The sequence below is a fragment of the Lysinibacillus sp. FW301-JW8 genome, assembly GCF_058788755.1.
Genome location: NZ_JBYTBB010000110.1, coordinates 1 through 10532 on the forward strand (window position 1 = coordinate 1; position 10532 = coordinate 10532).

Consider the following 10532-nt stretch of genomic DNA (forward strand, 5'->3'; position numbering starts at 1 on the left):
GTTGATACTCAAGCATCATACAAGAGGGCTTTTTTTATTTCAAGTCCCCGAAAACGTTTCTAACAGGAATGCTCCCTATAGTTGAGTTGAGCTTTAACTTTAATTATACTCTCCCTCGAATGGAATAGAATTGTATTTTTTTATGAAAGAGATAAAAGAGAGGAGTGGTAGGAAAAATAAAAGAATGAAGATATTCACATTAAATTCTAGACAATATGAGTTGGTGAATTTGAAAAGGCAGAGATTATGTTATCTGCCTTTTCAATATCCTTTATATAGGTTATTTTCTTATTATTCGTCTTTAATCACTAGAAAAACACCACTAAAAATTAACATTGTACCGAGCCAAAAAGAAAGTCCAATTGTTTCATTTAACAGTAGCCAGCCTAAAAAGGTTCCGACGACTGGTTGGAAGAAAAAGAATAATCCTCCACTGGAAGCATTCATTAATTGAAGCCCTTTGTTCCACAATAAAAAACCGCCAGCTGTAGAAACAATACCTAAATAAATTAATCCGCCTGAAATTGTTGGCTGCAAAATACTCGATACATCTAAATACTTTATTCTAGGAAGAACAATGGGCGTCAGTAAACACACAGCCACCATAGATGTATAAGTGGTAATAACAATCTGCGAATATTGCTGGGGAATTTTCTTCACTAACACGGACATAAATGCCCAAGTCAACGCAGCAACTAATAAGTAAAAGCCGCCTAATTGCTGGCTAACATCAATTTGTCCATTCCCAACAATAATGGCAACACCGATCGTCGCTAGAACAATGGAAAGACATTTTTTTAATGTAATTTTTTCTCTCAAAATAAAGCGTGCAAACAGGACCATAAAAGCAGGCGTAGTCGACGTAATAATAGCACCCATTTGAGCAGTAGAAAGCATTGTACCCATTTCCTGTGTGACAATCGAGATTGTATTACCGATCAGACCAACAAGGAAAATCATTAGCCAATCTCTTTTAGCTATAGACCATGATTGCTTCATACAGATACCAATAGTAGCAAGTGTGATTACAGCAATCACATAACGAATCCATACAAGTTCCAAGGGTGGAACAACCTCTACGACTACTTTTACGACAACATACATTGCCCCCCAAATACTGGCTGCGAGCGATAAAAAAAGGGCACCTATTATTTTATTATTCATGTTTTTTCCTCCGTTTTTCATAGAAATCTATGTCCTTAACGGAGAAAAACTCCTCTACCGTTAAGGAAGAAGAATTGTTGGTACATCCTGTTCAAATAATGGAGAAAACATCATGTAAATCAACTCCAATCTATGTACATTTTTAACTATTATAAATTACATTAACGAGTTTGAACAGAATTAGCAAATGACAATTATTAGATTCGAGTATTTGGATTTTTTGCGTATTTAATTAAATATTTTAAGCATCCTATGAAATAGATAGGAGTGAAAAAATGAAAGATGTAAGCTACCTACAAATAGCTATTGAAACCATTATAACTTTTTTTGTTCTTCTAACCTTGACTCGTTTTTTAGGTAAAAAACAATTAAGTCAGCTGACTTTTTTTAATTATGTTACAGGAATAACAATAGGCTCCATTGCTGCAAACATGATTGTTCTTAGTACGAAAGATTATTTAAAAGATTTGCTCAGTCTTGTAATTTGGTGTTTACTCACTACAATTATTGGTTTTATCAGTCTTAAATCAGGGAAAATTAGAGTAATCCTAGATGGTCAGCCTACAATTGTCATAAAGCATGGAAAGATAGACAGAAAAGCATTAAAAAGAACAGGTATTAATATTGATGACTTAACAATGATGACTAGACAATATCAAATTTTTTCAATGGCAGAAATAGATTATGCTATTTTAGAACCAAATGGTACACTTAGCATTCTCAAAAAACCAGCGTTTCAAGAGGTACAAAAAAGAGATTTTAAAATTTATCCTACAACTCCAGTTTTTATACCTATAGAAATCATTACAGATGGAAAGTTATTATTGAGAAATTTATTAGAAGTTGGCAAAAGTATAGATTGGTTAAATAATGAATTAAAAAAGGCTAATATAAATGATATTGAAGAAGTATTTTATGCTGAAATACAATCAGATGGAAGTATATTTATACAGAAATTTTAGATTGGGATTCCCTAGTTTATTAAATCTTGTTTATTTTAATTAATGCTTGTAGGCTTTTCAACTCCTTCCTATGAACTACATAAAACTTTTATGTTAATCCCCCAACTATTACAATTCGAACAAGTATAAATTACTTCAAAAGGGAAAAATTATAGATTGGAGGTGATTATTTTGACTGACAAAAAGCAAGAAAAAAGAGCATTAAATCAAGAGGAATTTACAGAAGATTTGAGTCCTGATGATTTAGATGTACGTGAGGAGAATAATCTTACAAAAGAGCAAAGTAAGAATTCTAATCAAGAGCAATATACCAAACAAAAAGAGTAGCATAATGATTGATTAGTTCGGCTGCAACTTATTGTAGTCAGCTATAGCATTCTTAAAGTAGTGCATATGATGAAGTGACCATAGAGTTGCTTCGTCATTTTTGTATACATAAAGGAATTGAAAATTATTAATTTTTTGAAAAAAGTGTTGACTAAAGAGGGAGTTACAAGTAGGATAAAATAAATGTATTCTTATAAATTTAATAAGGATTAAAAGGAGAGAGATAAGATGACAGTAACAACATTTAAGGCCAGTACATATTTAAAAGATAAAGTATTGGTAGAGGCCAATGTAAGAGGACATAAAATTATAATAGATGAACCAAAAGAGTTAGGCGGAGATGACCAAGGTGCAAATCCTGTAGAACTTGTTCTTTCTGCATTAGGTGCGTGTCAGTCAATAGTCGCAAGAATTTACGCAAATAAATTGAACATAGACCTAAAAAATTTTTGGGTTGAATTAGAGGGAGACCTTGATATAGATGGTTTTTTAGGAAATTCTGATGTAAGACCTGGATTTTTAACGATTCGATATACTTTCCATATTGAAACAAGTGCATCGGAAGAGAAGGTAGAAGAATTTAAAAAAATTATTGAAGCGCATTGTCCAGTAGGCGATACGATTGCTAATACTGTCAATCTTGTTTCTGCAGGCATTGTCATTGAGAATACAATCGCTTAACTTTTATGCAGAAAGATGTTGACATTCTTGATAGATACACCTAGACTATTTTTCTATAGCTCTCGTCTCTCATTTAGGGACGGGGGCTTTGTTTATGTCAAATTGGAACAGCATCTTGATAAAGAGCTTGCAAATATATCGAATTCATTCAAAGAGGATGTTGATAAGAAGTCTTAAATAGAAGGTCACTCATTCAAAAATAATGAGTGATTTTTTATTGTATTCGAGTAAAAAATATTCTGAATACCATATGTACCCCACATAAGCTCATAACAAAATTCATATAAATAAAAATAAAATCTATTAAGGTAAAGATTTAGTAGTTATAGCTAGCCTATTCGCTTGACGAGAAAATCATGCTAAAAATTAAGAAATTCTTCAGATTCTACTAAGGAAAAATTTAAGATTACCTTTTTATACTTATAATATAAGGAAATTAACGAAACCATTTGAAGATTTAAAACGTATTGGTAGTAGTAAAGAATATTGAAGTAGGTGAGGAAATGTCATACACCATTTACATAGTACTAACAAAAACAGGTACATTATTATCGAAGGCAATCGGGATGTATACTGGGAAAGAAATGAATCATGCATCCATAGCGTTTGATGAAGAGCTTTTTGATATGTACAGCTTTGGGCGAAGGCAGCTAAATAATCCATTAAGTGGTGGTTTTTTGCGGGAAAATGCAGAAAGAGGACTATTTGAGACAGCAGATTGTGTCATCTATCGTTGCAGAGTTTCGCATTATCAATACTTAGAAATGATGAAAATTGTCCGTTATATGTATTGGAATCGAGATCGCTATAAATATAACTTTATTGGACTTTTTGGGGTGATGATGCAAAAAGAGGTTCGCAGAGAGCGTGCTTATTTTTGCTCACAGTTTGTAGCAATGCTATTAAAGGTCGGAGGTTTAAAGATTTATCAAAACCCAGCTTTAATGACGCCACACTGTATTGCTCAATTACCATATTTGGAAAAGGTATATGCTGGAAAGATTGCGGACTATTTACATAATGTGCGAACGCCAGCTATGTTGTATGGCTAAAGAGAAATAATTACGAGTGCGTAGTCTTGTTAATTCTTTTGATTCAGCAGGCATACAAACACCCGCCCCTAGCGGATGTCACGAATTTTGAAGAGAGCTATTCAAGCAAACCATAAAATTAAATTCCTCACTCAGGCAATCACAGAACTTGATGATTTGCCTGAGTTTTTTATCTTGATTCAGCAAAATATTCCGACCTCTAGTGGCGAGATGAATGCGGTTTTTTCCTATTCAGTGAGCGTACAAATGGCCGCTGAAATAGAGGAACTCAGGCTAAAAATCTTCACATCCTGGTAAAAACGCCTGAGTGACCAACATCGTGTTGCTGCCGCTGCGTTAGCACTACGTTTTCGCACAAAAAACATCTGTTGGCCCAAAGCCCCTGGCAGATGTCACGGATTTTGAAGAGGAGCTTTTCGAGCGAGCTCGAAAAAAATCCAGACGCAATTACGCTAGGGCGTAATTTATTAGTAATATTTACCTCGTTCGGAATGAAAATAAACCTAGATGCTGGAAAGCTGAAAATGAGTCCTATTCCTGTTAAAGAGCTACCATAAAATTGGTATCATAGGAATACTAGATTAGTATGTTTTTAAAGTGAAACAACATCGAGGAGGATGCGTAGATGAGTGAAGAAGTTACAGCGGTTGGTTGGGATGCGATTGATCAAGTACTAGTACAGGTGTACGGTGAGCAGGAGCCAATGCATTACGGAACATTGATTCCTTATTCACTAGGTGGACAGGATCCTTTGGATGGGATAAGTGCCTATAAAAGTGAAAAACCGATTCCACATTGGCATTTTGTTACATATGGTTTCTCGGAATTATATGAAAAAGAATTTGAAAATGAGGAATACAGCGGGTATGGATTTGAATTGACATTTCGATTGGTGCGTAACGAGAACGAGCCACCTGCTTGGGCCTTAAATTTACTACAAAATATGGGTAGATATGTTTTTAATAGTGGCAATGTTTTTAGAGCAGGAGATTATTTGGATGCAAATGGTCCCATTTGTCTTGATGCAGATACACAATTAACCGCGCTGGCCTTTACGCAAGATCCTGAGCTGGCTGAAATTGTTACGCCAAATGGCAAGATGGCGTTTCTCCAAATGGTTGGCATTACAGAGGATGAGCTAGAAGCGATGCAGACGTGGAATACACTCGGTATGCTACAGGCGGGCATCCAGCAAATACCAAGCTATATCACTGATTTAACGCGAGCTTCTTTATTACAAAATGCTCAAATTGCAGAGGCAGTTGAACAGGGAATGGAAAAGGAGGGCTCCAATACTGGCTTTCTTTTTGTAGGTCAACTGGCATGGGAAGTGGAGGAAATGGGTTTTAACAAACAATCACATATCATCCAGCTAGGGGCTAAGCAAGCAGATGTCATAAGTAAATTACTGCGTGGACGAATTTTAAAAGGCAGAAGTCTTAGCTTAGTTGGTCAAAATATAACGATTATGTTTAAAGCGGCTGATCAAGTAGGCTATCATGAGGATGGACAAGAAATTACGATTACATTGAACAGGGCGGCGGTTGACGAGCTAAGTCAAAAGCTAGTGCCGCAAGAAAGTCAATTTGAATTAACTTCTTTAGTTGGTGTCAGCTTTCAAATTTTGAAAACGCATATTAAAAATCAAGAAGGAGCGGTTGTGAAAACAATCGGATAAGATCAGTCTCTCGCTAAAATTATGGTTTTTAGCGAGAGATTTTTCTCTAAGTATGGAAGGGAGATTGTGTGATTTGAAGCAGAATGTAGAGCATTTTCTAACGGATGTATGGGAAAAACTAACTGCTGTTTATCAGCAAGAAAGTAAAAGAATAAGCTCGCTTAAAGATTGGAGCCAACTCCAAGCAGGCGTATTTAACTATCTAAAAGTTTCATGGAAAAAAGAAAAAAGCCATTACGGTTCCATTTATATTGATGTATATGAGCCATTTAGTTGGAGTGATAGTGCCTATAAGGTGGAAGTAGGTCCATACATACAGGAATTTACAGAAATTAATCATGTTGAGGAGCTTTTTTTCGCTTTATGTACAAAAATAGAGACGATGTTTCAATCAGAGCAATATGGTTCTCGATTTTTTGATTATTCTTTTCAGGTGGTACTCGAATTTGAGCATGATAAGACCGTCTTATATCAAAAGGAGCTGCTTAATGACCGCAAGCTACAGCTAATGAAACAGGAGCTAGCAACATTTATTCAAACAAAGGTTATGGCTGAGTTACCTGTACGCCCAAGTGACAATGATGAATTTTTCTTTGCGCGGCATTTGGTGAATCCTTATTTTTTTCACCAAACAGCAGATGATATCGAACCACTTATTTGTCGACTACAAGAAAAGCATCATGCCAATAAGAAGCGTTTAGACCAGTGGATCTATCATTATAATAGAGCGTTTAAACATTGGGCAGAAAAGCTTTTTTTACAGCAGTATTTTGTACCAACTGGAGATTATATAAATGAATGGAGGCTGAAAAACGAGGACACTCCCCAGCAGGTTGAGCAGGAAAAACTAGATTTTTTTCTGTATGTTGCGTTGAAAATCGGTCAAAAAGAACCTGCTACTCGTTTGCAATACCTTGAACTTGCTAAACAGCTCGGCTCTCAACAAGCAGCGGATTATTTACAGCAGGGGAGCGACCGTTTTGAAAGTACACGAAAGAGTGATATTTTTCAAGGACAAGCAAATGATATTTTGCAAACAATTGATATACGGATAATGTCAGAGGAGGAAACGGCTTATCGTGAAGCACTCTATTACATAATAGACCTTTTGCAGGAAGGCTTCCCAAAGAGCTATAAGCTGACCTTAAAAACCAAAGTGAAAAATTTTCTTCCTATAAAGAAGTTAGCTAAATCAAAGCTGCATCAGTTTTTTGCAAATTGTCTTGTGTATCCTAGCCTTTATCCATTGCTGGCGAACTATACACAGTTAGCTATAAAGGAGTTTGCATGGTATCAGGATGTAGAGCCTAGTGAAAAATCAGCTATGCCTGGAACCTATGCGGTCTTTGGTTTAGGGTTATACAGTAATGCCTATTTCCCTCTCGTTCAAAGCTATATGGCAATTGTTGATACAGAGCATCAGTCTGTGCAGAATTATTATGCAGAGGCTTTTGTAGAAGCACATGCCCTATCAGTTGAGCTCATGCCTGTGTTTGTAGCTATTCTACTTGGAGCAAATGAATCCGTTAAGCCACTTAAGGGCATTGAAATAAAGGAACAGGAACTACTTTCGGCACTTATACAAGAGCTAGAAAATAAAGAAGACCACCAGCGTGAATTTGTTTTATATCAACTATTTGGCAATTCCAAAAAGTTAGCACAGAGTGTGAATCAAGCGGCGGCACCAATTAAGAATGAGCTAGAGAAATTACTACAATGGATGGGTTAATCAAAGAGGGCAAATCAAATGGAATAGATAGCGGCCAACATGATGAGTGACCTGTAGAATTGGTATCCTATAGTGCATGTGGTTATGTAATGAACATAAAGTGATGTCTAATAAAGCATATATTAATGAAGATTTGAATGTGCTAAATTTTGAACGAATCAAATGGGGCGGTGTTCGCTTAATTTGGCTGCTGTATTGCTTGCTCAACTTAGAATGTTTAGCGAAAGAACAAGAGGCATTTACTGTATGTGAGGAAGATATAGCTATTTTAAAACAGATGTTAGAGGTAGTAGAATCTTGTCAAGATACGGATGCAGCTAGACAGCTTGAGAAGCGCTGGAAGGATGTTTTCAAGTCGAACGGGATGTTTGTTATGGAAATCTGGGGTTTATGCAGGTTTACAAGTATCTAAGGATGATTATCGCAAGTAGCATGGACGAATAAAAGATTTTATGTCAATGGCTACTTGGAGAGGACAAGATGGTTATTCGCTAGAAAAGATGAAGTTCTATTTTGGCTCTTATTTGTAAAAAAGAGCAATATTCTGATGGGCTGAAGCCGTGGGTATGGTTTCTTTAGATATCAAATTAAGGGAGGAGCAATAATATGGGAGCATGGGGCTACAAAGCATTAGAAAGTGATGAGGGATTAGATATAGTTGGCTTTTTACAGGACTATATCAAAAATCAAATAAATTCAAATTATTTATCGTTAACTGACATTGTCAAGGCGATGAAAAATGATGGCTTTTTTGGAGATACCTTTAAGGACATCGACTTTTTTTACGATGTTAGCGCTATGGCATTAGCAGAAATCTATATCACCTATCTCGATACAGGTAAATTTCTTAGTGACGAAAGTAAATGTGGAAACGACCAATCTTTGACAGCTGATGAGGGTGCTTTAACATTTATCATAAGATATTTGACAGATATTAGAGATGAGGTGCCAGATGAGCATGGAAGTAGAGAGATTGTAGAGTTATGGCACGAGTCTAAAAGTTGGCATGCATGGCAATCAAACTTAAACGATCTTATTCATAGAATTGAACAAGAAATCAGCAATTTACAACAATAAAAAGCTACATGGAGTGATGATAATTGACATATGAATTTTGGATAATGGCTTCAATTACGGAATTGGTTGAATATCCAGATGAGATATGTGATGAATGTATACCTCATTCGAATTTTCAGGCTATTATGGATGTGCTTGACATTAAACTGCCCATAGAGGATATACACGAACGTTTTCTTGAACAACCCGTTAATACAGGAGATGTTTTGGTATTTGCAAATAAGGACCAACAAGATAGATGTATTGTTCTCGATACCTATCGTGATCCATATGACCAATTGGATATGATTCAGTTTGGATGGAGAATGAGCACAAAGGAAGGTATTTCTATAGTAAAACAATTATCACGTAGACTTTATGATAATTGTGAATATGCGGTTTGTTACATGGAAGGTCAATCCGTCCTTTATAAGATACTGCAGAAAGAACGCTATCCTCGTAAATATAGCTATATGAAAATGGTTCATGAGCAGCAAATGAAGAAGTATGTATTGTGAAAAAATAAAAAATAAATGGATTCGTGGCACTTTCAATGCAGTCGTGCCACGAATCCATACAATATAAATCATATAAAGAAAAAACTAAGTAAGGAAAATAGGATGGAGATGCCGAGAATAGGCCCGACGATTTTCATGTGTCTTTTTCGCCCCATCACAACAATGGCAACATATTCACGAATCATCGCGTTTGGCCAATAATAAAAGGCCGTTTTCGAGCCAATGCCCTGACTGTTTAAACCTGCAAGTCTTGCATAGATGCCTGCACGGAACAGATGGAAATTATTTGTCGTAAAAATACTGTTATAGACCTTACCTTGTTTGTTATCATCCATTATCCGTTTTGAAAATAACATATTTTCATATGTATTAACAGATTGGTTCTCTTGCAATGTATGCTCGATAGGAATACCTTTTCCAATTGCGAATTTTTGCATTGCCTCGGCTTCTGGAAGACTCTCGTCAGAACCTTGTCCACCAGAAAAGATAATTGTTGGTGGTGAGGTAATTGCTGCCTGTTTATGATAGAAATCAATGGCCTTCTGAATTCTACTAGCTAAAAGTGGTGGTACCTTGTCATTAATTAAGCCACTGCCCAGTACAATGATATAATCCTGATTTAACTTTGGTCGATTGAATTGGTACAGAAAATAGGCTGATAAGAAATTAGACAAGTGAATAAAAAAATAAAATGTTATAAGAGATATCCCACCAAAAATCGGTTGGAGGTGGATTGAGAATAAGCTTGCTGGATATATAATCGGTAGTAATATAAATAATAAAATGCCCAGCGCTACAAGTAATGTTAAAGAATTAGCCAAACGTTTTCCCTCTCGTTTCATTAACACTCTTGCATTTAAAAATAAACCAAACATTAAAGCTAAAATTGCAAAGGGAATGAGGATAATTAGAGCGATGAGCGGAATAATTACAATCATCCTTAATAAATATTGATCAGATGCTAAGGATGCGAGAACACAGAATAAAAGAAAAGAACAGACAAAAAGATTAAATAGCAGGCCGTTAATAATCTTTCTAGGATCTTTCAAATAAGAAATGAGAAAAATAATGAAAAGCATAAGAGGAATAATTCCAAAATACATAAAAACATGCACCTCAATGATGTAATAGGTTGATTTGTATCTTTATATTATAAGTAATTATTGGATGAAATCAACTACTGACAAAATAAAAAGGAGTATCAGGGATATACTCCTTTCATAGTGTAGAAAATCAAAATGGTCAAGGATCCTTTGTGAATATTTAGTCAAAATGAAGGTGATTTTCATTCCAGGCTACTCGCTTTGCCGCTGACGCTTCGCTTTCGCGCAGAGCAAGGCTTCCTGTGGGCGAGCGACGAGCCGC

Annotated in this window: 12 protein-coding genes; 10 read left to right on the top strand and 2 right to left on the bottom strand. The window is 35.7% G+C overall.

Features of this window, described 5'->3' with window-relative positions; genetic code table 11:
• Positions 1 to 291: 291 nt before the first annotated feature.
• The gene (locus tag AC3WOM_RS25735; protein ID WP_492448908.1) at positions 292 to 1164 is read right to left on the bottom strand and encodes a DMT family transporter; all 873 of its coding nucleotides are present in this window, start codon (positions 1162 to 1164) and stop codon (positions 292 to 294) included.
• A gap of 275 nt (positions 1165 to 1439) precedes the next feature.
• On the opposite strand from AC3WOM_RS25735, the gene AC3WOM_RS25740 reads away from it, so the two are divergent.
• The 10 genes from AC3WOM_RS25740 to AC3WOM_RS25785 all read left to right on the top strand — a co-directional run bounded on the left by AC3WOM_RS25740 (position 1440) and on the right by AC3WOM_RS25785 (position 9167).
• Entirely contained in the window at positions 1440 to 2126 is a 687-nt protein-coding gene (locus AC3WOM_RS25740) for a DUF421 domain-containing protein (RefSeq protein WP_427543355.1), read from the top strand.
• A 171-nt stretch (positions 2127 to 2297) separates the two neighbouring features.
• Positions 2298 to 2453 carry a hypothetical protein gene (locus AC3WOM_RS25745; protein WP_427543568.1) on the top strand — a complete coding sequence of 52 codons (156 nt, stop codon included), beginning with the start codon at positions 2298 to 2300 and terminating at the stop codon, positions 2451 to 2453.
• A gap of 228 nt (positions 2454 to 2681) precedes the next feature.
• Positions 2682 to 3134, top strand: a complete 453-nt coding sequence (locus AC3WOM_RS25750) for an OsmC family protein (protein ID WP_492448909.1) — start codon at positions 2682 to 2684, stop codon at positions 3132 to 3134.
• 503 nt (positions 3135 to 3637) lie between these two features.
• On the top strand, positions 3638 to 4186 hold the full coding sequence (locus AC3WOM_RS25755) for a hypothetical protein (RefSeq protein ID WP_427543349.1): 549 nt from the start codon (positions 3638 to 3640) through the stop codon (positions 4184 to 4186).
• Between the two features lie 87 nt (positions 4187 to 4273).
• Positions 4274 to 4483: a hypothetical protein gene (locus tag AC3WOM_RS25760; protein WP_492448910.1), complete on the top strand. Its 210-nt coding sequence runs from the start codon at positions 4274 to 4276 to the stop codon at positions 4481 to 4483.
• 328 nt (positions 4484 to 4811) lie between these two features.
• Entirely contained in the window at positions 4812 to 5864 is a 1053-nt protein-coding gene (locus AC3WOM_RS25765; protein ID WP_492448911.1) for a suppressor of fused domain protein, read from the top strand.
• A 73-nt stretch (positions 5865 to 5937) separates the two neighbouring features.
• Positions 5938 to 7593 carry a DUF6138 family protein gene (locus AC3WOM_RS25770; protein ID WP_492448912.1) on the top strand — a complete coding sequence of 552 codons (1656 nt, stop codon included), beginning with the start codon at positions 5938 to 5940 and terminating at the stop codon, positions 7591 to 7593.
• 103 nt (positions 7594 to 7696) lie between these two features.
• Positions 7697 to 8005, top strand: coding sequence for a hypothetical protein (locus AC3WOM_RS25775; protein ID WP_492448913.1), 309 nt, complete (start codon positions 7697 to 7699; stop codon positions 8003 to 8005).
• Positions 8006 to 8199: 194 nt separating this feature from the next.
• Positions 8200 to 8670 carry a DUF4259 domain-containing protein gene (locus AC3WOM_RS25780; protein WP_492448914.1) on the top strand — a complete coding sequence of 157 codons (471 nt, stop codon included), beginning with the start codon at positions 8200 to 8202 and terminating at the stop codon, positions 8668 to 8670.
• Between the two features lie 23 nt (positions 8671 to 8693).
• Positions 8694 to 9167 (top strand): hypothetical protein, encoded by a 474-nt coding sequence (locus tag AC3WOM_RS25785; protein WP_492448915.1) that lies wholly within the window; start codon positions 8694 to 8696, stop codon positions 9165 to 9167.
• Between the two features lie 68 nt (positions 9168 to 9235).
• Here AC3WOM_RS25785 and AC3WOM_RS25790 read toward each other — a convergent pair whose 3' ends face one another.
• On the bottom strand, positions 9236 to 10270 hold the full coding sequence (locus AC3WOM_RS25790) for a YdcF family protein (protein WP_492448916.1): 1035 nt from the start codon (positions 10268 to 10270) through the stop codon (positions 9236 to 9238).
• Positions 10271 to 10532: the final 262 nt, after the last annotated feature.

Excerpts from the sequence above, each read along its gene's own strand:
- AC3WOM_RS25735 (WP_492448908.1), bottom strand. The coding sequence starts at position 1,164 with ATGAATAATAAAATAATAGGTGCCCTTTTTTTATCGCTCGCAGCCAGT.
- AC3WOM_RS25740 (WP_427543355.1), top strand. The coding sequence starts at position 1,440 with ATGAAAGATGTAAGCTACCTACAAATAGCTATTGAAACCATTATAACT.
- AC3WOM_RS25750 (WP_492448909.1), top strand. The coding sequence starts at position 2,682 with ATGACAGTAACAACATTTAAGGCCAGTACATATTTAAAAGATAAAGTA.
- AC3WOM_RS25755 (WP_427543349.1), top strand. The coding sequence starts at position 3,638 with ATGTCATACACCATTTACATAGTACTAACAAAAACAGGTACATTATTA.
- AC3WOM_RS25765 (WP_492448911.1), top strand. The coding sequence starts at position 4,812 with ATGAGTGAAGAAGTTACAGCGGTTGGTTGGGATGCGATTGATCAAGTA.
- AC3WOM_RS25775 (WP_492448913.1), top strand. The coding sequence starts at position 7,697 with ATGTCTAATAAAGCATATATTAATGAAGATTTGAATGTGCTAAATTTT.
- AC3WOM_RS25780 (WP_492448914.1), top strand. The coding sequence starts at position 8,200 with ATGGGAGCATGGGGCTACAAAGCATTAGAAAGTGATGAGGGATTAGAT.
- AC3WOM_RS25790 (WP_492448916.1), bottom strand. The coding sequence starts at position 10,270 with ATGTATTTTGGAATTATTCCTCTTATGCTTTTCATTATTTTTCTCATT.